This is a genomic window from Allobosea sp. Leaf344, assembly GCF_001426225.1.
Taxonomy (GTDB): domain Bacteria; phylum Pseudomonadota; class Alphaproteobacteria; order Rhizobiales; family Beijerinckiaceae; genus Allobosea.
In genome coordinates this window covers 954,079-972,457 of record NZ_LMRT01000001.1, presented here as the reverse complement: position 1 = coordinate 972,457, position 18,379 = coordinate 954,079, and the positions used below count along the sequence as shown (strand labels likewise).

Below are 18,379 nucleotides of genomic sequence, written 5' to 3'. Positions count from 1 at the left end.
TCAGCCCGCCAGGGCCGCCTCGACGGCCGCACGGTCGAAGCCCTTCAGGCCGATCACCACGAGCCGCCCCTCGCGTGCCTCGTCCGCCGCCCAGGCGCGGTCGAAATGATGGCTGACGCGCTGCCCGACACCCTGCACCACGAGCCGCATCGGCTTGCCGGTGACGGAGGCGAAGCCCTTGAGCCGCAGCACGCCCTCGGCCTCCGCCGCCCGCGCCAGCCGCTCGGCCAACACCTCGGGGGAGGTCACGGATGCGAGCGGCAGCGCCACCGAATCGAAATCATCATGGTCGTGCTCCTCGCCTTCGCCATGATGCGAGGGCCGCGCGGCGAGATCGCTCTCCGCCGCCGCGCCGAGCCCGATGATCAACGCCGGATCGACGCTGCCATGGGCGGTCTCGACGATCTTGATCGCCTTGGGCAGATGCGCCGCGATCTCCTGCCGGACGCGCGCCTTGCCGGCCTCGTCCATGAGGTCGCTCTTGTTGAGCAGGATCAGGTCGGCGCAGAGGATCTGGTCCTCGAACACCTCCTCCAGCGGATTGTCGTGGTCGAGCGAGGCATCCTGCGCCCGCTGTGCCGCGAGCGCCTCCGGATCGTCGGCGAACTGCCCCTCCGCCACCGCCGGCCCGTCGACCACCGCGATCACGCCGTCGACGGTGACCCGCGCCCGGATCGCCGGCCAGTTGAAGGCCTGCACCAGCGGCTTGGGCAGGGCGAGCCCCGAGGTCTCGATCAGGATATGCGACGGCGGGTTCGGCCGGGCGAGCAGCTTTTCCAGCGCGGGGACGAAATCATCGGCCACCGTGCAGCAGATGCAGCCATTGGGCAGCTCCACCACATCCTCGCGCGTGCAGCCGGCGATGCCGCAGCCCTCCAGGAAGTCGCCGTCGAAGCCGAGATCGCCGAATTCATTGACCAGCACGGCGAGGCGCCGGCCGCCGGCATTCTCGAGCAGATGACGCACGAGGGTCGTCTTCCCGGCGCCGAGAAAGCCGGTGATGATGGTGCAGGGCGTCTTCGCCATGCCGGTCGTGGGATTGAGCTCTGTCACGTCGGTCTCGCAATCGGGAAGGGGGGCAGGCGTGCGATCACGCTCTTGCGGATGATCTCGGGTCGCTCGCGCCAGGGCACGACCCCGTCCGGCGTCGCGCCATATTGACGGGCGAAATCGAGCAGCGTCTGCGCGCCGGTCTCGGCATCGAGATCGCCATAGATATAGGTCCAGCGCCCCTCGCCGCTCAGCGCCACCGTGCAGGGACGCTTGCAGACCGACAGGCATTCGACCGTCTCGACGCTGATCCGGGGATCGCCGTCGCGGACCAGCCCGGCGGCGAGTTCGGCGGCCAGCCGGGCGCCGGGCCGCGGCGCATCGGGATCGCCCCCGGCCGCGCGGCAGGTCGCGCAGACGAGGATGCGCACGATGTCCGCGCCCGTCGCCGGGCGCGGCATTGCCAATGTCTCGCTCATGGTCCGCTCAGGCGAGGCCGGGCAGAGCGGAGACCAGGAAGACGACGCCGATCGCCGCCAGCGCGCCACCGCCGGCACGCAGCACCAGCGGCGTCGACGCATGGCCGGCCAGCAGGCGCCGCACCAGCAGGATGGTGGCGACGGTGATCGTCGCCTGGATGGCGACGAGCCCGACCAGATAGGCGCCGACCACCGCCGTATCGGCACCGATGATCGATTCGGCCAAGGCATGGCCATGGGCGAAGCCCGCGGCGGCGAAGACCAGGCCGAGCAAAGCGAGCGGCAGGGTCGGCCTCAGCAAGGCGAGACAGCCGAGGCCGATCAGGCTGGCCGCGACCATGAGCTCGCCGCCCGGCAAATCGATCCCCCGCATATGGGCGAAGGCACCGAGCGCCATGCCGATGATCCACAGGACGGGCAGCGCCAGCGCCCCGCTGGCGAAGCGCGAGGCCAGCAGCCCGACCGCGACCAGCGCGGCGAGATGATCGAGGCCGAGAATGGGGTGGCCGAGGCCCGAGAGCAGCCCCTCGCTCAGGGTCGAGGGGGTCTTGCCGCCCATCGGATGGTGGGCGAGCGCCGGGCTGGACGCCAGCACCGCGAAGGCGAGGGCGGCAGGATGGGCGAGAAGGGAGGCAAGGCGGGCGCGCATCGTCACTGTCATCTCCGTCACAAGCAGCCGCGCCGATCCGGCTCCGGCCAACGCTCCCACAGACGGAGCCGCGCGATTCGACATCGCACGGACACAGCCGCCATCGGAACACCCCGTCCGAAGGGCCCATGAGAAGCAGTCTCGACGGCAGGTCTCCTGGCTCGCGGGTCCGGGTCCTTCGCCGCCTTCCCGGAGGGGTTCTCCAGTGGCCGATGGCGCAGAACTCACCGCTTACAGTTGCGGGGGCAGCCGTGGCATCGCACCACGTTCCCTTTTCACCCCGTCGCCGGGGCACCGTCGCCGCCAATCATTAGCCATCCAAGGGCGGCTGTGCAATGGAGCGAATCTCTGATGGCGCGCAACGGGTCCGGTCATGGCGACAGCTTCCCTCACCCTCATCCTCGGCGGCGCCCGCTCGGGCAAGAGCCGCCATGGCGAAGGGCTGATCGAGGCGCTGCCCGGCCCCTGGACCTATATCGCGACCGCGCAGGCCTGGGACGACGAGATGCGGACGCGGATCGCCGAGCATCGCGCCCGTCGCTCGCCGGACTGGCTGACGGTGGACGCGCCGCTCGCTCTGGCCGCCGCCATCGCGGCCACTCCGCCGGGCCGGCCGATCCTGGTCGATTGCCTGACGCTGTGGCTGACGAATGTGATGCTGGCGGAGCAGGATACGCAGGCGGGCTGCGCGGATCTGTTGCGCGCCTGCGCCGGACGCGCCGGCCCGATCGTGCTCGTCGCCAGCGAAGTGGGGCTCGGCATCGTGCCGGAGAACGCGCTGGCGCGGCGCTTCCGCGACGAGGCGGGCCGGCTGCATCAGCGGCTTGCGGCGCAGGCCGACCGCGTGGTCTTCATGGTCGCCGGCCTGCCGATGCAGGTGAAGTGAGCGGGACAGCCCCATGACGATCGACGAAGCCGAGGCCAGCCGCCACAGGGCGAAGATGGCCAAGCGCAAGGCGGTGCAGGATGCCGAGGTCGCGTCCAAGACCGTCGAGAAGGGGCTGCTGATCGTCAATACCGGCCCCGGCAAGGGAAAATCCACCGCCGCCTTCGGCCTGATGCTGCGCGCGCTCGGCCATGGCTGGCGTGTCGGCGTGGTGCAATTCATCAAGGGCGCCTGGGAAACCGGCGAGCGCAAGGCGCTCGACGCCTTCGGCGACCGGATCGTCTGGCATACGATGGGCGAGGGCTTCACCTGGGAGACCCAGGACAAGGCGAGAGACATCGAGGCGGCGGGGCGCGCCTTCGCCAAGGCGCGCGAGCTGATGGCCGACGAGAGCATCCGGCTGATCGTGCTGGACGAGCTCAACATCGCGCTGCGCTATGATTATCTGCCGCTGGACGCGGTGGTGGCGGCGCTGTCGGCCCGGCGCGCCGACCTCCACATCGTCGTCACCGGCCGCAACGCCAAGCCGGAACTGATCGCCGCCGCCGATCTGGTGACGGAGATGACGCTGGTGAAGCACCATTTCGCGGCAGGGGTGAAGGCGCAGCAGGGGATCGAGTTTTGAGCCGGGGGCCGGGGCTCATCGTCCTTGCGAGCGCAGCGAAGCAACCCAGTCCAGTAGCGCTCTGCGGCTCTGGATTGCTTCGCTACGCTCGCAAGGACGGAGTCGCGCTTCACCGCTTGAGTGACCGGCGTCACGCCATCAGCGCCCCACTTCCCGCCAATCCGGCCACAGCAGCCTCGGTCAGCGCAGAACCGGCTCCCCGTCATTGCGAGCGCAGCGAAGCAACCCAGTCTCGTAGCGCTCTGCGGCTCTGGATTGCTTCGCTGCGCTCGCAAGGACGGAGTCGCGCTTCACCGCCTGAGTGAACGGCGTCACGCCGCCAGCGCCAGCACCGCTGCGCTTCCCGCCAATCCCGCGAGCCTCATCCCCAGCGCGCCTGGCCTGGCAGCCTAGGCTCATCGTAATTGCGAGCGCAGCGAAGCAACCCAGTCTCGTAGCGCTCTGCAGCTCTGGATTGCTTCGCTGCGCTCGCAAGGACGTGTTTCCGCTCCCGCCCGAGTAACCAGCCTCACGCCACCAGCGCCAGCACCGCCCACTTCCCGCCAATCCGGCCACAGCAGCCTCGGTCCGCGCAGGATCGGCTCCCCGTCCCTGCGAGCGCAGCGAAGCAACCTAGTATCGTAGCGCTCTACGGCTCTGGATTGCTTCGCTATGCTCGCAAGGACGGAGTCGCGCTTCACCGCCTGATTGACCAGCCTCATCCCATCAGCGCTAGCATCGCCCAGGACCCCGCCGATTCAGCCAGCCTCAGCCCCAGCGCGCCTGCCATGGCAGCCTCGGCTCCCCGTCCTTGCGAGCGTAGCGAAGCAACCCAGTGTCGTAGCGCTCTGCAGATCTGGATTGCTTCGCTGCGCTCGCAAGGACGTGTTCGCGCTTCACCGCCTGAGTGAAACGGCGTTATGCCGACAGCACCCCCCACTTCCCGCCAATCCGCCGCTGACAGCCCCGGCCAGCGCAGGATCGGCTCCCCGTCATTGCGAGCGTAGCGAAGCAACCCAGTCTCATAGCGCTCTGCGGCTCTGGATTGCTTCGCTGCGCTCGCAAGGACGTGTTCGCCCTCCCGCCCGACCAGCCTCACGCCACCACCGCCAGCACCGCCCCGCTTCCCGCCAATCCCGCCAGCAGCAGGCAGGCGCGACGATAGAGGCGCAGTGCTCGTCTGATATCGGCCGCATCGGCTTGCGCCCTGCCATCCCCCATCCAGCCATCCGCGACCAGGACCTCGCCATAGACCCGCGGCCCCGCCAGCCTCAGCCCCAAGGCGCCGGCCATCGCGGCCTCGGGCCAACCGGCATTGGGCGAGCGGTGGAGTTTGGCGTCGCGCCGCACCGCGCGCCAGGCTGCCGCCGCATCGGCCTCCTCGTCCAAAGCTGCGGCGGCCAGGATCAGCAGCGCCGTCAGCCGCGAGGCCGGGAGGTTGACGAGGTCGTCGAGCCGCGCCGCCGCCCAGCCGAAGGCACGGTGCCGCGGCGTCCTGTGGCCGATCATCGAATCCGCCGTGTTGATCGCCTTGTACAGCGCGATGCCGGGCAGCCCGGCCAGGCCCAGCCAGAAGGCCGGCGCCACCACCCCGTCCGAAAAATTCTCCGAGAGGCTCTCGATCGCGGCCCGCGCCACCCCCGCCTCGTCGAGCTGCTGCGGGTTGCGCCCGACGATCATCGCCACCGCCGCCCGCCCCGCCGGCAGCCCGCCACGCTCCAGCCCCTCCGCAACGGCCGCGACATGGACGTGCAGGGAGCGTTGCGCCAGCAGGGAAGAGGCCAGCAGCGCCAGCGGCAGCAGGGCGAGCGGCCCGGCCAGCCGGCACAGCGCCTCGAGGAGCAGCGCGGCCGCGGCCGTGACGGCGAGCAGCGCCGCCAGCGCCGCGATCCCCTGGGCCCGCCTCGTCGCGAAGGAGGCGGTCTCGCGGTTCAGGCCGCGGTCGAGCCGGCCGATCAGGGCGCCGATCCAGGTGACGGGATGGCCGATCCGCGCATACAAGGCTTGGGGATAGCCGACCGCCGCCTCGACCAGAAGCGCGCCGAACAGCAGGGGCAGGGTGTCGGGCAGGCTCATGAAGGGCGAGGCTTATCGTGGTTGAGGAGATCTGGCATGGCGGCGATCTGGCCGAGGCGCGGGCGCTGTTTCCGCAGGCGCCCGAGCCCTGGATCGATCTCTCCACCGGCATCAACCCCATCCCCTATCCGCTTCCCGCCCTGCCGTTAAGCCTGTGGCAGCGGCTTCCGGGCGGCGAGGAGGAGGCGGCGCTGCTGGCGGCCGCCCGCGCGGCCTATCGCGTGCCGCCGGATGCGGAGATCGTCGCCGCGCCGGGAACCCAGATCCTGATCGACTTGCTGCCGCGCCTGCTGGGCGAGGGCCCGGTCGCCGTGCTCGGCCCGACCTATGCGGAGCACGAGGCGGCCTTTCGGCGCGAGGGGCTGACGGTGGAGACCGTCACGCGGCCGCAGGATGCCGGCTCGGCCCGTATCCTCGTGCTGGTGAACCCGAACAACCCCGATGGCCGGGTCGTCGCGCCTGCCGAGCTCGCAGGATGGGCGCGGCGGCTCGCGGCCCGCGACGGCTGGCTGATCGTCGACGAGGCCTTCTGCGATTTTTCGCCTGAGGCCAGCCTGATCCCCAGCCTGCCGGCGCGCACGCTGGTGCTGCGCTCCTTTGGCAAGAGCTATGGGCTCGCCGGCCTGCGGCTCGGCTTCGCCATCGGCGATCCCGGTCTGGTCGCACGGCTGCGCGCGGCGCTCGGCCCCTGGGCGGTGGCCGGGCCCGCGCTGCGCATCGGCGCCGAGGCGCTGGCGGATCGGCCCTGGCTGGAGCGCGCGGCGCAGGACCGCGCGGCCGATGCGGCCAGGCTCGACGCGCTGCTCGCGCCCTATGGCACGATCCTCGGCGGCACCAGCCTGTTCCGGCTGCTGGGCTGCGCGGAGGCGCCGGGGCTCTTCGCCCATCTCGGCCGGCACGGGATCTATGTCCGGCGCTTCCAGCATCGGCCGGGCCTGCTGCGCTTCGGCCTGCCGGCCGGGGAGGAGCCGTGGCGGCGCCTCGCCCAGGCGCTGGCTTGCTTCGCCGGCGCTCCCGCCCCGGCGGCGCGGCAGCATGCGCCGGACGCCGGGACGCATCGGCCAGCCCCGGCTAATTTACAGATTGAGCCGTGAGAGAGGACAGAACCCTATGCCAGCCATGCCGAACGAGAGCGACCTGACCATCTGCTTCGCCCATGCCGCCTATCAGCTGCAGGCCGCCTTCGACAGACGGGGCCGCACGGCCCGCAGCTTCGAGGTCCGCTCGCTGGAGGAGCTGAAGGCGCGGGCGCCCGAGGCGGATGTGATGGTGGTCTCCGGCATGTGGCGCAACGAGCTGATCCCGCTCTGCCCGAAGCTGCGTTTCGTGCAATCGGTCAGCGCCGGCACCGACCAATACGACAAGGCCGCCTTCGCCGCGGCCGGCATCCGCCTCGCCAGCGCGCAGGGTGCCAATGAGCGAGCGGTCTCCGAACATGCGATGGCGCTGATCCTCTCGCTCACCCGGCAGATCCACCTCGCCCGCGACAACCAGACCGCGCGCCATTGGCGGCCGATGATCGGCGATCGCGGCCGGCGCGAGGACGAGCTCGGCGGCAAGACCCTGGCGATCATCGGCCTCGGCCGCATCGGGCTGCGGCTGGCGGCCCTGGCCTCGGCCTTCGGCATGCGCGTCATCGGCGTGCGTCGCAGCCCCGAGAAGCAGCCTCACATCGAGGCCGTGGTCCGCCCCGACCAGCTGCCGGAGGTGCTGGCGCAGGCCGATATCGTGGCGCTGACCTGCCCGCTGACGCCGGAGACCGAGGGGCTGATCGGTGCGCAGGCGCTGGCGGCGATGAAGCCCTCGGCGCTGCTGATCAACGTCGCCCGCGGCAAGGTGGTGGACGAGGCGGCGCTGCTCGCGGCGCTGACCGAGAACCGCATCGCCGGCGCGGGGCTGGACTGTTTCCATGACGAACCGCTGCCCGAATCCTCGCCGTTCTGGACGCTGCCGCAGGTCGTCGTCACCCCGCACAGCGCCGGCGAGACGCGCGCCTATGAGGACAATGTCGTCGACATCCTGGTCGAGAATCTCGGCCGGCTCACCAAGGGCGAGACCACGCTCCGCAACCAGATCGTCTGATCCGGCGAGCGGGACCCGCCGCCGCCGAGGGGGCGAAGGGCCGCTCGCCTCAGCCGCTCGGCAGGCGCAGCCAAAGCCGGCGCAGCCGCTCGCGCGCCGCGGCAGCGCCGGCACGGGCGGCGAGGTAGAGCGGCTGCCGCCTCACCCAATCCAGGACGAGGCCGCGCAGCCGGCCGAGCCAGCCGACGGCCCGGGCGAGCCAGCCATAGCTCAGCAGCTGGGCCTCGCCGGCGCGGAAAATCCGCTCCACGATCAGGATGCTGGCGAGATAGGCGAGCGCCATGACGAGCAAGCCGCCCATCACGCGGCCATGTCCGATCATCACCAGCCCGACCAGCTTCAGCGGCTCGGCGATGGCGAAGGGGATGGCGAGCAGGATCAGCACCGCGAGCCGCGGCAGCGTCGCGATCCAGCCCTCGATGCGCTGCACCAGCCGCAGCGCCGCGACCCATCGGGCGAGCGGCCGGTAGAGCGGGCGGACCAGCTCGTCGAGCAGGATCAGCAGCGTCGCCAGGGCGCTGAGCAGCCCGAGCGCGAGCCGGCGTGCCAGCCCCGGGCGGGCCGCCGCGCTCATCGGGCGCGGGCATCCTCGAGGATCATCGCCGCGCCCTTTTCGGCGATCATCATCGTCGGCGCGGCCGTATTGCCGGAGGTGATGCTCGGCATCACCGAGGCGTCGACCACGCGCAGGCCGGAGACGCCGCGCAGCCGCAGCCGCCCATCCAGCACCGCATGCGGATCGTCCTCCCGCCCCATCCGCGCCGTCCCGGCGGGGTGGAAGATCGTCGTCGCCAGCAGCCCCGCCGCCTTCAGCAGATCGTCGTCGCTCTCGATTGCGGGGCCCGGCAGATGCTCCTCCGGCCGGAAGCGCGCCAGAGGCGCCTGCGCGACGATGCGCCGGGTGAGCTTCAGCGCATCGACCGCGACGCGCTTGTCCTCGTCGGTGGTCAGGTAGTTCGGCGAGATGCCGGGAGGCGCGGACGCATCGGCGCTGGTCACATGCACGCTGCCGCGGCTCGTGGGGCGCAGATTGCAGACGCTGGCGGTGAAGGCGTTGAAGCGGTGCAGCCCGTCGCCCCATTTGTCGAGCGAGAGCGGCTGGAAATGAAACTGCAGATTGGCCGTCGCATAATCCGGCGAGGAGCGGGTGAAGGCGCCCATTTGCGACGGCGCCATGGTCAGCGGCCCGGTGCGCATCACCGCATATTCCAGCGCCATCAGCGGCCGCCGCCACAGCCTGGCATAATCGCCGTTCAGGGTGCGCACCCCTTCCACCTTGTAGACCGGGCGGATTTGCAGATGGTCCTGCAGATTCTCGCCGACCCCCGGCAGATGCGCCTTTGTCGCGATGCCGAGCCCCTGGAGCCTGGCGCCATCGCCGAGCCCCGAGCGCTCGAGCAGCGCCGGCGAGCCGACGGCGCCGGCGCTGAGCACCACCTCGCCGGCCACCTCGACGCTCAGCCGCTCGCCGCCATGGCTGAACTCGACGGCGCTGCAGCGGCCGTTCTCCACCACCACGCGCTCGACCAGAACATGCGTCTCCAGCCGCAGATTGGGCCGGTCCAGCACCGGCAGCAGGAAGGAGCGGAAGGCGCTCCAGCGCCGGCCGCGCCGCTGATTGACCTGGAAATAGGCCGAGCCCTCATTGTCGCCGGTGTTGAAATCCTCGATCTTCGGGATGCCCGCCGCGGCGGTGGCGTCGCGCACCGCGTCGAGAATGTCCCAGCGCACCCGGGGATGCTCGACCCGCCATTCGCCGCCCGAGCGGTGGAAGCCGTTGGGGCCGGGCGCGACATGGTCCTCGTGCTTCAGGAAATAGGGCAGCACATCGTCCCAGCCCCAGCCTTCGAGCCCGAGCTGGCGCCAGCCATCGTAATCGGCCGCCTGGCCGCGCATGTAGATCATCGCGTTGATGGCCGAGCAGCCGCCGACCACCTTGCCGCGGGGATAGGCGAGTTCGCGCCCGCCGAGTCCCGGCTGCGGCGCTGTCTTGAACAGCCAGTCGGCGCGGGGATTGCCGATCGCATAGAGATAGCCGACCGGGATGTGGAACCAGATCCAGTCATCCTTGCCGCCGGCTTCCAGCACCAGCACCTTGCGCCGGGGATCGGCCGAAAGCCGGTTGGCGAGCAGGCAGCCGGCGGAGCCGGCGCCGATCACGACATAATCGAAGCGGCCGAGACTGCGGCGTTGCGGATCGGTCATGGCGCGTCCTGAGGCTCCGGCGTTGCGGCAGCGATGGTTAGGCCGCTTGCGCGGCAGCGGCAATCCCACCTTCGGCCCGGCCGGGCGCTAGGAACCGACCAGCCCCGCCAGCTCCGCCAGCGAGCCGATCACCCAATCCGGCCGGTGCCCGAGATGCTCCTCCTGCATGCGCAGCGCCTTGAACATCGTCCTGGGCGGCATCGGGCTCTGCGTCGCGATCTCCGCCTTCAGCGCCGCAGGCGAGACCCGCGCGATCCGCGCCACCCTGAACCCGAAATGCTTGGCGCCGGCGACGTCGAAGCCGTTGGACGAGACGAAGACGACCTCCTCCGGCAGCAATCCGAGATGCTCCCCGACCAGCCGGTAGCAGCGGGCGTCGGGCTTGTAGACGCGGGCGGAATCGGCGCTGAGCACCGCTTCGAACCGCCCCTCGAGCCCGCTTTGCGCGATCAGCGCCGCCAGCATGGTCGGGCTGCCGTTCGACAGGATGGCCAAGCGGTGCTGCGACAGGGCCGAGAGCGCCGCCGCGCTGTCGGGATAGAGCGCGAGCCGGTCATAGGCGCCGGCCAGCCCCGCGATCGTCTCCGCCGAGGCGGACAGCCCGAGAACCTCCAGCGTATAGGCGAGGGACTCCAGCGTGACCTGCCAGAAATCGCGATAATCGCCCATGCCGGAGCGCAGCCAGGTATATTCCAGCTGCTTCATCCGCCAGATCTGCGTGATCGCCTCGCCATGGCCGGGAAAAGCGGCCTCGGTTTCAGCCGCGACCGACTGGACGTCGTAAAGCGTGCCATAGGCATCGAAGACGAAGGCCTTGATGGTCATGGTCGGATCCCCGGCTGCGATCAGAGCGGGCCACTAGATCATCCGGACAGGCGAAGCGTCCAGCGACTCCGCGATCCCATCGCGCCGGCGAGTCTCGTGCCATGACATGCCTGCCTGCCGCAGCTTCCCTCACGATTCGGTTGGCACCGGTTGCAAGGCTTGAAGCGCTCGATTGATCGGCGCAGCATTCGCGATCACTCGCCGAGCCCGTCGCCGCTTGGGAGGCCGCCATGCGTACAGCCCTCGCGCTCGCCCCGCTGATCCTGGTCTCGCTCGCCCGGGTCGCTGCGGCCGAGTGCGCCCAGCATTCCGCCGACGCGCTGTCGAAGGCTGCCATGGCGGCCGTCGCGAACAAGCGCTGCGGAAGCGGGTTTCTCGGCTGGAAGAGCGCAGATGCGGATCTGCGCAAGATGTGGCGCGACGTCTTGTGCGTGACGGGCGGTGACGAGATCAGGTTGCGCCTGGCCGAGGGTGGCTATCAGCACAGCATCGCCGAAGCCGAGCGGCAGTTCAGGATGGCCGGCGCCGGAGCCTGCCAGCAATCGCAAGCGGCAATCAAGCTCAGGCGATGACCCGCGATCATGAACCCGGGGGCGGCGCCATGACAGGCCATCAGGGTTCGGGCTAAGACAAGGCCGATCGACCGAGCCCTCATCCTGTCGAGACGCCGCCGACGCGGCTCCTCGGGCTGAGGGCCGAACACTGAATCAGCCTCTCTTCGAACGGCCGGACATGAGCAGCCTGAAATTCGGAACCTCCGGCCTGCGCGGCCTCGTCACCGAGCTGGTCGGCCTGCCCAGCTACGCCCATGTCCGCGCCTTCTGCGCCATGCTGCGCGAGGATGATGGAGCCGGCATCGGCGAGGTGCTGATCGGCCGCGACCTGCGCGCGTCGAGCCCGCTCATCGCCGCTCAATGCGCGCAGGCGATCGCGGATTCCGGCCTGATCCCGGTCGATTGCGGCGCGGTGCCGACGCCGGCCCTGGCGATGGCGGCGATGCAGGCGGGCAGCCCGGCGATCATGGTCACCGGCAGCCATATCCCCGATGACCGCAACGGGCTGAAATTCTACCGCGCCTCGGGCGAGATCGACAAAGCCGACGAGCAGCGCATTCTCGCTCATCACGCCGCGCTGGCGCTGGACGGGATGCCCGTTGTCACCGTGACACCGGCCTCGCGCGACGTCCTCACCCGATATCGCGCCCGCTATGTCGATTTTTTCGGCCGCGTGCTGCAGGGGATGACCATCGGTGTCTATGAGCATTCCGCCGTCGGGCGCGACCTCGTCGGCGAGATCCTGCGGGCGCTCGGTGCGGAGACCGTCAGCCTCGGCCGCAGCGACCGCTTCATCCCGGTCGACACCGAGGCGCTGCGCCCCGAAGACGAGGAATTGGCGCGCGACTGGGCGAAGGAGCGCAGGCTCGACGCCATCGTCTCGACCGATGGCGATGCCGACCGGCCGCTGGTCGCCGACGAGACCGGCCGCTTCCTGCGCGGCGATCTGCTGGGGGCGCTGACCGCGAAGCTGCTGGGTGTCGAGACGATCGTCACCCCCGTCACCTCCAATTCGGCGCTGGACCGGCCGGGGCTCTTCGCCTCGGTGGTCCGCACCAGGGTCGGCTCGCCCTTCGTGATTGCCGGGATGGAGCAGGCGAAAGCCGAGGGCGCCGAGACGATCATCGGCTTCGAGGCCAATGGTGGGCTGCTGCTCGGCTCGGACGTCACGCGCGATGGTAGGGTGCTGAAGGCGCTGCCGACGCGGGATGCGATGCTGCCGATCCTCGCGGTGCTGGTCCTGGCCGCCGAGACGCAACAGCCGCTGAGCGCGCTAGCCGCCCAGGCCCGCTTCGCCGTGGCGCTGTCCAACCGCCTGCAGGAGATCCCGCAGGAGCGCACGGCGGCGCTGATCGCCCGCCTCGACGCGGAGGATCCAGGCTTCCGCGATGCGGCCTTCGCGGCCCATGGCGGCGTCAGCGCGCGGGATCGGCGCGACGGGCTGCGGCTGACGCTGGGCGACGGCGCGACCGTGCATTTCCGCGCCTCCGGCAATGCGCCGGAGTTGCGCATCTATGTCGAGGCGGCGGATCAGGCGGAAGCCGAGACGCTGCTGCAGGACAACCTCGCCTTCGCGTCGGCGCAGATGCGGGGCGCGTGAGCCCGTGAGGATCAGGCGCATCCGCGCCCCGGGCCGAGCATTGACAACAGCGCCTTCGGCCATCCATTGCCAGCATGATTCCGAACGGGCCCGCCTCTCCGCCCGCCCTCCGAAGGTGAACAGCCCATGGCCACGACAGAGCTGATGGTTCCCGTCATCATCTGCGGCGGAGCGGGCTCACGCCTCTGGCCCGCCTCGCGCGAATCCTTCCCCAAGCAGTTCATCGCGCTGCTGGGCGAGGAATCGATGTTCCAGAAGACGCTGGCGCGGGTGAGGGGTCCGCTCTTCGCCGAGCCGGTCATCGTCACCCATGCGGATTTCCGCTTCCTCGTCGCCAGCCAGATGATGCAGATGGGAATGCAGGGCGCGCTGCTGCTCGAGCCGGCGCGCCGCGATTCCGGCCCGGCCATCGCCGCCGCCGCGGCCTTCGTCGAGGCGCGCCACCCCGGCGCCTGCATGATCGTGCTGCCCTCCGACCATCTCGTCCTCGACGAGCCCGGCTTCCTCGCAGCCGTCGCGAAGGCCGACGGGGCCGCCCGTTCCGGCCGGATCGTCACCTTCGGCATGGTCCCCGATCATCCCGCCACCGGCTATGGCTATATCCAGCCGGGCGAGGCCACGGGCGAGGGCGTCCACAGCGTCGCTCGCTTCGTCGAGAAGCCCGATGCGGCGACGGCCGAGCGCTATATCCGCGACGGATATGTCTGGAACAGCGGCATGTTCCTGTTCCGCAGCGACGCCTTCCTGGCCGAGCTCGAAGGCTTCGAGCCCGAGATGGTCGCGGCCGCGAAAGCCGCCGTATCCGGCGCCGAGGAGGATCTCGGCTTCGTCAGGCTCGATGCCGAGGCGTTCGGCCGCGCCCCGAAAAAATCGATCGACTACGCGCTGATGGAGCGTACCGAACGGGCCAGCGTCGTGCCGGCCTCCTTCGGCTGGTCGGATGTCGGCAATTGGTCGAGCGTCCATGCCGCCTCGCCCAAGGACGCGGCCGGCAATGCCACGAGCGGCGAGGTCGCGCTCGTCGACAGCCGCAACAATTATGTCCAGACCACCGGGCCGCTGACCGTGCTGATCGGAGTCGAAAACCTCGTCGTCATTGTCGAGAACGATGCGGTGATGGTCGCCCATCGCGACAAGGCGGAAGCGGTGAAGGGCGCCTTCGAACAGCTGAAGACCCAGGGCCATCGCAGCGTCAGCGCCTCGCTGCGTGTGTATCGCCCCTGGGGCTATTACCAGACGCTCGACCTCGGCGGCCGCTACCAGGTCAAGCGCATTCTCGTCGATCCCGGCCAGAAGCTCTCCCTGCAGAGCCATCACCACCGCGCCGAGCACTGGGTGGTCGTGCAGGGCACGGCGCTGGTCACTCGCGACACGGAGGAGCTCCTGCTGCGCGAGAACGAATCGGTCTACCTCCCGCTGGGCTGCGTCCACCGCCTGGTAAACCCGGGAAAGATCCCGCTGGAGATCGTCGAGGTCCAGTCCGGGAGCTATCTCGGGGAGGACGACATCGTGCGGTATGAGGATGTCTATAAGCGGGTGTGAGAGGGCAAGGTGGCTTGGGCCATGGCTCACCTCGCCCAAATCTTCCGACCGCAACGAGGGCGCCTCCCGTAATCTGATCCCCGGCTATTTTGAATTGCGCATTCCCTGCTTGCAGGGAATTTAGAACCAGAAACCGAAGCGCTCACCTCGCCAGGGACTGTTGTCGGGCCAATTTCTGAGGCAGTGGCGGGCACTTGTAGATCCGAAGCCGTTATTCGTGCGGGAACTATGGCTGCTCAACGCAGGGAATTTTCCGGTACCGTGCAGGGAGTGTCACAGGCGGTTGCAAGGATCGTTGTACCGGCTTCAGTCAAAGGCATCGACCGCCCAGCGGACTAAGACACTGTATTCATTTAAAAAAATGATCACTTTGGCACTTGGCAGGCCGATCGGGTGCGGATATGGAGAGACGGCTGCGCCTTTGCAGCTGAAGCCCAAGTTCGACCTCGTCTGACTTTTTGGCACACTTAGATCGAGGCATTATCACTGGAGATCAGTGAGCAGCCCTCATCGTTGTATAACCTGAAACGCGATTTCGCGGGGCAGGGCCGGTACAGCATGAGTGTTGCTCAATGATGGCCAGGTCGTTCTCCAACGGAGACGACGCCAATGACCTCTACCAATACCTCCCGGCCCACGGTCCGCAATCGGACCAGACCAATGACGGACACCGGGGTGCAACCCGGTCTGCCCCGGCATCTTCAGCTCAAGGTGATCGAGCGCCCGATCGACGAGATCAGGCCCTCGGATCGGAACGCCCGCACACACTCCGATAGCCAGATCACCAAGATCGTCGCGAGCATGGTCCGGTTCGGATTCACCAACCCGATCGCGGTTGACATCAACGATGAGATCGTCGCCGGTCACGGCCGCTACGCCGCAGCCAAGCGCATGGGGCTGCAGACCGTGCCGGTGATCGTGCTTGATCACCTTAACCCGGCGGAGATCCGCGGCCTCCGGATCGCAGATAACCGGCTGGCCGAGGCTGCGGGCTGGGATCCGGACCTGCTGCGGCTGGAGCTGGGCCACCTGATCGAGATCGATTTTGAGATCGATCTCACCGGGTTCGAGACGCCCGAGATCGACATCCTGCTGAACGGTGCGGAGACGGAGAGCGTCACGAAGACCGACCCCGCCGACGAGGTGGGCCCCGTGGCGGAGCGCGCCGTGAGCCGCCGCGGCGATCGCTGGCTGCTCGACAACCATCGGCTCTTCTGTGGCGACGCGCGGGAACCGGCCGATTACGAGCGTCTGCTGGGCGGTGAGTTCGCCCAGATGACGTTCACCGATCCCCCCTACAATCTCGCGGCAAACAGCGTCGGAGGGCTCGGCGAGTTCAAGCCCCGCCCCTTTGCGATGGCCTCGGGCGAGATGAGCAAGCCTGAGTTCACTGGGTTCCTGACGCAGGCCCTGGAGGGTATCCGCGGCGCCTCGCAGGACGGAGCGCTGGTCTACACCTGCATGGATGGGGCTCACCTCCACGAGCTCCTCACCGCCGGGCACAGCGTCTACGCTGAGCTCAAGACGGTGATCTGCTGGGCCAAGACCAATGCTGGCATGGGCTCGCTCTATCGCTCCCAGACTGAGTTCGTGGTGCTGTGGAAGGTCGGCAAGGCGGCCCACATCAACAACATCGAGCTTGGCAAGCACGGGCGGTATCGCACGACGCTGTGGACCTATGCCGGGGCCAACACCTTCCGCAAAGGCCGGATGGAGGATCTGGCGGCACACCCGACGGTGAAGCCCTGCGTGATGGTGATGGACGCCATCAAGGACTGCTCGAAGCCCAACGGGATCATCCTTGATCCCTTCGGCGGCTCCGGAACGACGCTGATCGCGGCGCACAAGACCAAGCGCCGCGGCTACTTGATGGAGTACGACCCGCTCTACGTCGACGTCGCGATCCGGCGTTGGGAGAAGCTGTTCAAGCGCGAGGCGCGCCACAGCGAGACGGGGCTGACCTTCAGCGAGATGGCAGCGTTCCGTCGGGGCGACGCCGTGGCGACTGAGGCTGCGAGCGAGGGAGGCTCTGATGTCGACTGAGCCTCCTGAGCCGCCCGACGCTCCCGTCGGTTACAAATCTCCCCCGAAGCACAGCCGCTTCAAGAAAGGCCAGAGCGGCAATCCCTCCGGTAAGCGCAAAGGCAAGGGCAGCTGCCAGCTGCATTTTGATCCGTTCGACGTCTTGGCCAAAGTGCTTGCGGAGCCGATCCAAGTGACAAAGAATGGCAAGTCTAAGAATGTTTCGCTCTTTGAAGCGTTTGTGCGCAAGACGTCCGAGGCCGCTCTGAAAGGCGATAGCGCGGCGCGCAAGGACATCATCAAGCTGATCGGGCAGTTGCCGAAGAGCGATGTCATCGGTGAGGACGATACTCTCGCTGAGAGCGAGGAAATGGTGATCGAGCTGCGCAAGACCCGCCCGTTTAAGCCAGGGGGCACGGTCAATGGCTAGCCGGGCCGAGCTCAACGCATTGCTGCGTCAGGACGTCGGGAGCTTCATCGTGCAGTGCTTTGGCACGCTCGAGCCAGGCACACCCTATCTCGACAACTGGCACATCTATGCGATTGCTCATCAACTGATGCGGGTATCGCGCGGCGAGTGCAAGCGGCTCATCATCAATGTGCCGCCGCGCTCGGCCAAGTCGATCTGCGTCACGATCGCCTACACAGCCTGGGTGATGGGCCATGATCCGCGCAAGCGGATCATGGCCATCAGCTATGCCAACGAGCTCTCCCGCAAGCACGCGCTCGACTTCCGGACTGTGGTTGGCAGCGCCTGGTTCAAGAAGCTTTTCCCGCGCTTCCGGATCAAAAGCGACCGCGAGGGCGAACTGATCACCACAGACCGGGGCTCGCGCTTTGCGGGCTCCGTCGGTGGCTCGGTGCTCGGACGCGGCGCCGACCTCATCATCATTGACGATCCAATCAAGGGCCTGGACGCCGCATTGTCGGCTGCCGAACGGCGGCGCGTGACCGAGTTCTACGATTCGACCCTGTACTCCCGGCTGAACGACAAGCTGAATGGCGCCATCATCATTGTGATGCAGCGCCTGCATCAGGACGATCTGGTCGGCCACGTCCTCGACAAGGAGGAGTGGGAGGTGCTGTCGATCCCTGCGATCGCTCCGGAAGATAAGATTTACCGCCTCGGTGACGGCGCCGAGGAGGTCTATTGCCGCAAAGCCGGCGAGATCCTCCATCCCGGCCGCGAACCGGCCGCCTGGCTCGAAGCCGCGCGCAAAAATCTCGGGACGCAGAACTTCTCCGCCCAATATCAGCAAAACCCGCTGCCGGCGGAAGGCAATGTGATCAAGCGTGATTGGCTGCGCTACTATGACAACAGGCCGGTCGCGCTCGAGCGCGTGGTGGCCTCCTGGGATACGGCCTCGACCATCGGCGAGGCCTCTGACTGGTCGGTCGGGACCGTCTGGGGCGCGATCGGCCAGGAGTTCTATCTGCTCGACGTGATCCGAGGCCGCTGGGAGAGCCCGGAGCTGCGTCGGCGCATGGTCGAAGTGGCAAAGGCCCACGCTGTCGACGCGACGCTGGTTGAGGATACCGAGCTTGGCCGGGCCCTGTCGCAGGACCTGCGGCGCACCGGCCAGCTGTTCCCGCTGCTCCAGCAGGCGCGGTTCGACAAGACGGCGCGGCTGCTGGCCCAGGCGGCACGCTTCGAGGGCGGCCAGGTTTATCTGCCTCTTTCGGCAGATTGGCTGGTAGGCTATCTCTCGGAGCTGCTGGCCTTCCCGGCCGGGCGCAATGACGATCAGGTCGATTCCACAAGCCAGGCTTTGAAATACCTCACGGCCCGCACGCCGGTGGAGCGGCCGCGGCCCCAGAGCGTTGTTCGGCCGAAGTCGCTAAGGGCTCGTCCGAGCTGAAGGCCG

17 protein-coding genes and 1 riboswitch are annotated in these 18,379 nt (G+C 68.5%); of the genes, 10 read left to right on the top strand and 7 right to left on the bottom strand.

Annotation, left to right across the window (positions count from 1 at the left end; translation table 11 throughout):
* From cobW to ASG72_RS04295, 3 genes are read right to left on the bottom strand one after another with little or no spacing between them, the layout of a single operon-like run.
* Window positions 1–1,026 (bottom strand): cobalamin biosynthesis protein CobW, encoded by a 1,026-nt coding sequence (cobW, locus tag ASG72_RS04305; protein WP_056709962.1) that lies wholly within the window; start codon window positions 1,024–1,026, stop codon window positions 1–3.
* A 23-nt stretch (window positions 1,027–1,049) separates the two neighbouring features.
* Entirely contained in the window at window positions 1,050–1,469 is a 420-nt protein-coding gene (locus ASG72_RS04300; protein WP_244488688.1) for a DUF1636 domain-containing protein, read from the bottom strand.
* A 7-nt stretch (window positions 1,470–1,476) separates the two neighbouring features.
* The gene (locus ASG72_RS04295; protein WP_162246189.1) at window positions 1,477–2,118 is read right to left on the bottom strand and encodes a HupE/UreJ family protein; all 642 of its coding nucleotides are present in this window, start codon (window positions 2,116–2,118) and stop codon (window positions 1,477–1,479) included.
* A gap of 128 nt (window positions 2,119–2,246) precedes the next feature.
* Window positions 2,247–2,432, bottom strand: a riboswitch (cobalamin riboswitch).
* A 59-nt stretch (window positions 2,433–2,491) separates the two neighbouring features.
* Here ASG72_RS04295 and cobU point away from each other — a divergent pair.
* Both cobU and cobO read left to right on the top strand, forming a co-directional pair.
* A complete protein-coding gene (gene cobU, locus ASG72_RS04290; protein ID WP_056709344.1) occupies window positions 2,492–3,004 on the top strand; it encodes a bifunctional adenosylcobinamide kinase/adenosylcobinamide-phosphate guanylyltransferase in 513 nt (170 codons plus the stop codon).
* 13 nt (window positions 3,005–3,017) lie between these two features.
* Window positions 3,018–3,629 (top strand): cob(I)yrinic acid a,c-diamide adenosyltransferase, encoded by a 612-nt coding sequence (cobO, locus tag ASG72_RS04285; RefSeq protein ID WP_056709343.1) that lies wholly within the window; start codon window positions 3,018–3,020, stop codon window positions 3,627–3,629.
* 1,074 nt (window positions 3,630–4,703) lie between these two features.
* Here cobO and cbiB read toward each other — a convergent pair.
* Window positions 4,704–5,684 carry an adenosylcobinamide-phosphate synthase CbiB gene (gene cbiB, locus ASG72_RS04280; protein ID WP_056709341.1) on the bottom strand — a complete coding sequence of 327 codons (981 nt, stop codon included), beginning with the start codon at window positions 5,682–5,684 and terminating at the stop codon, window positions 4,704–4,706.
* A gap of 17 nt (window positions 5,685–5,701) precedes the next feature.
* Between cbiB and cobD the strand changes: the two genes are divergently transcribed.
* Both cobD and ASG72_RS04270 read left to right on the top strand, forming a co-directional pair.
* The gene (gene cobD / locus ASG72_RS04275) at window positions 5,702–6,778 is read left to right on the top strand and encodes a threonine-phosphate decarboxylase CobD (protein ID WP_244488687.1); all 1,077 of its coding nucleotides are present in this window, start codon (window positions 5,702–5,704) and stop codon (window positions 6,776–6,778) included.
* A 16-nt stretch (window positions 6,779–6,794) separates the two neighbouring features.
* Window positions 6,795–7,766 (top strand): D-2-hydroxyacid dehydrogenase, encoded by a 972-nt coding sequence (locus tag ASG72_RS04270; protein ID WP_056709339.1) that lies wholly within the window; start codon window positions 6,795–6,797, stop codon window positions 7,764–7,766.
* A 49-nt stretch (window positions 7,767–7,815) separates the two neighbouring features.
* Here the strand turns inward: ASG72_RS04270 and ASG72_RS04265 are convergent, their stop codons facing one another.
* The 3 genes from ASG72_RS04265 to ASG72_RS04255 form a co-directional block, all read right to left on the bottom strand.
* The gene (locus ASG72_RS04265) at window positions 7,816–8,340 is read right to left on the bottom strand and encodes a hypothetical protein (RefSeq protein WP_056709338.1); all 525 of its coding nucleotides are present in this window, start codon (window positions 8,338–8,340) and stop codon (window positions 7,816–7,818) included.
* The gene (locus ASG72_RS04260) at window positions 8,337–9,971 is read right to left on the bottom strand and encodes a GMC family oxidoreductase N-terminal domain-containing protein (RefSeq protein ID WP_056709335.1); all 1,635 of its coding nucleotides are present in this window, start codon (window positions 9,969–9,971) and stop codon (window positions 8,337–8,339) included. Before ASG72_RS04260 ends, ASG72_RS04265 begins: the two co-directional genes overlap by 4 nt.
* Window positions 9,972–10,058: 87 nt before the next feature.
* Entirely contained in the window at window positions 10,059–10,796 is a 738-nt protein-coding gene (locus ASG72_RS04255; protein WP_056709333.1) for a haloacid dehalogenase type II, read from the bottom strand.
* Window positions 10,797–11,026: 230 nt separating this feature from the next.
* Between ASG72_RS04255 and ASG72_RS04250 the strand changes: the two genes are divergently transcribed.
* From ASG72_RS04250 to terL, 6 genes are all read left to right on the top strand, one after another.
* Window positions 11,027–11,368: a hypothetical protein gene (locus ASG72_RS04250; RefSeq protein ID WP_056709331.1), complete on the top strand. Its 342-nt coding sequence runs from the start codon at window positions 11,027–11,029 to the stop codon at window positions 11,366–11,368.
* Window positions 11,369–11,528: 160 nt separating this feature from the next.
* Complete coding sequence (locus tag ASG72_RS04245) at window positions 11,529–12,950, top strand: phosphomannomutase (RefSeq protein ID WP_056709329.1); 1,422 nt, start codon at window positions 11,529–11,531, stop codon at window positions 12,948–12,950.
* 126 nt (window positions 12,951–13,076) lie between these two features.
* On the top strand, window positions 13,077–14,492 hold the full coding sequence (locus ASG72_RS04240) for a mannose-1-phosphate guanylyltransferase/mannose-6-phosphate isomerase (RefSeq protein ID WP_056709327.1): 1,416 nt from the start codon (window positions 13,077–13,079) through the stop codon (window positions 14,490–14,492).
* 660 nt (window positions 14,493–15,152) lie between these two features.
* Complete coding sequence (locus ASG72_RS04235; protein WP_082540066.1) at window positions 15,153–16,535, top strand: DNA methyltransferase; 1,383 nt, start codon at window positions 15,153–15,155, stop codon at window positions 16,533–16,535.
* A complete protein-coding gene (locus ASG72_RS20580; RefSeq protein WP_156395791.1) occupies window positions 16,525–16,944 on the top strand; it encodes a DUF5681 domain-containing protein in 420 nt (139 codons plus the stop codon). Before ASG72_RS04235 ends, ASG72_RS20580 begins: the two co-directional genes overlap by 11 nt.
* Window positions 16,937–18,373 (top strand): phage terminase large subunit, encoded by a 1,437-nt coding sequence (terL, locus tag ASG72_RS04225; RefSeq protein ID WP_082540065.1) that lies wholly within the window; start codon window positions 16,937–16,939, stop codon window positions 18,371–18,373. Before ASG72_RS20580 ends, terL begins: the two co-directional genes overlap by 8 nt.
* Window positions 18,374–18,379: the final 6 nt, after the last annotated feature.

Excerpts from the sequence above, each read along its gene's own strand:
- cbiB (WP_056709341.1), bottom strand. The coding sequence starts at position 5,684 with ATGAGCCTGCCCGACACCCTGCCCCTGCTGTTCGGCGCGCTTCTGGTC.
- terL (WP_082540065.1), top strand. The coding sequence starts at position 16,937 with ATGGCTAGCCGGGCCGAGCTCAACGCATTGCTGCGTCAGGACGTCGGG.
- cobW (WP_056709962.1), bottom strand. The coding sequence starts at position 1,026 with ATGGCGAAGACGCCCTGCACCATCATCACCGGCTTTCTCGGCGCCGGG.
- ASG72_RS20580 (WP_156395791.1), top strand. The coding sequence starts at position 16,525 with ATGTCGACTGAGCCTCCTGAGCCGCCCGACGCTCCCGTCGGTTACAAA.
- cobU (WP_056709344.1), top strand. The coding sequence starts at position 2,492 with ATGGCGACAGCTTCCCTCACCCTCATCCTCGGCGGCGCCCGCTCGGGC.
- ASG72_RS04270 (WP_056709339.1), top strand. The coding sequence starts at position 6,795 with ATGCCAGCCATGCCGAACGAGAGCGACCTGACCATCTGCTTCGCCCAT.
- cobO (WP_056709343.1), top strand. The coding sequence starts at position 3,018 with ATGACGATCGACGAAGCCGAGGCCAGCCGCCACAGGGCGAAGATGGCC.
- ASG72_RS04260 (WP_056709335.1), bottom strand. The coding sequence starts at position 9,971 with ATGACCGATCCGCAACGCCGCAGTCTCGGCCGCTTCGATTATGTCGTG.
- ASG72_RS04255 (WP_056709333.1), bottom strand. The coding sequence starts at position 10,796 with ATGACCATCAAGGCCTTCGTCTTCGATGCCTATGGCACGCTTTACGAC.
- ASG72_RS04250 (WP_056709331.1), top strand. The coding sequence starts at position 11,027 with ATGCGTACAGCCCTCGCGCTCGCCCCGCTGATCCTGGTCTCGCTCGCC.
- ASG72_RS04265 (WP_056709338.1), bottom strand. The coding sequence starts at position 8,340 with ATGAGCGCGGCGGCCCGCCCGGGGCTGGCACGCCGGCTCGCGCTCGGG.
- ASG72_RS04245 (WP_056709329.1), top strand. The coding sequence starts at position 11,529 with ATGAGCAGCCTGAAATTCGGAACCTCCGGCCTGCGCGGCCTCGTCACC.
- ASG72_RS04235 (WP_082540066.1), top strand. The coding sequence starts at position 15,153 with ATGACGGACACCGGGGTGCAACCCGGTCTGCCCCGGCATCTTCAGCTC.
- ASG72_RS04300 (WP_244488688.1), bottom strand. The coding sequence starts at position 1,469 with ATGAGCGAGACATTGGCAATGCCGCGCCCGGCGACGGGCGCGGACATC.
- ASG72_RS04240 (WP_056709327.1), top strand. The coding sequence starts at position 13,077 with ATGGCCACGACAGAGCTGATGGTTCCCGTCATCATCTGCGGCGGAGCG.
- ASG72_RS04295 (WP_162246189.1), bottom strand. The coding sequence starts at position 2,118 with ATGCGCGCCCGCCTTGCCTCCCTTCTCGCCCATCCTGCCGCCCTCGCC.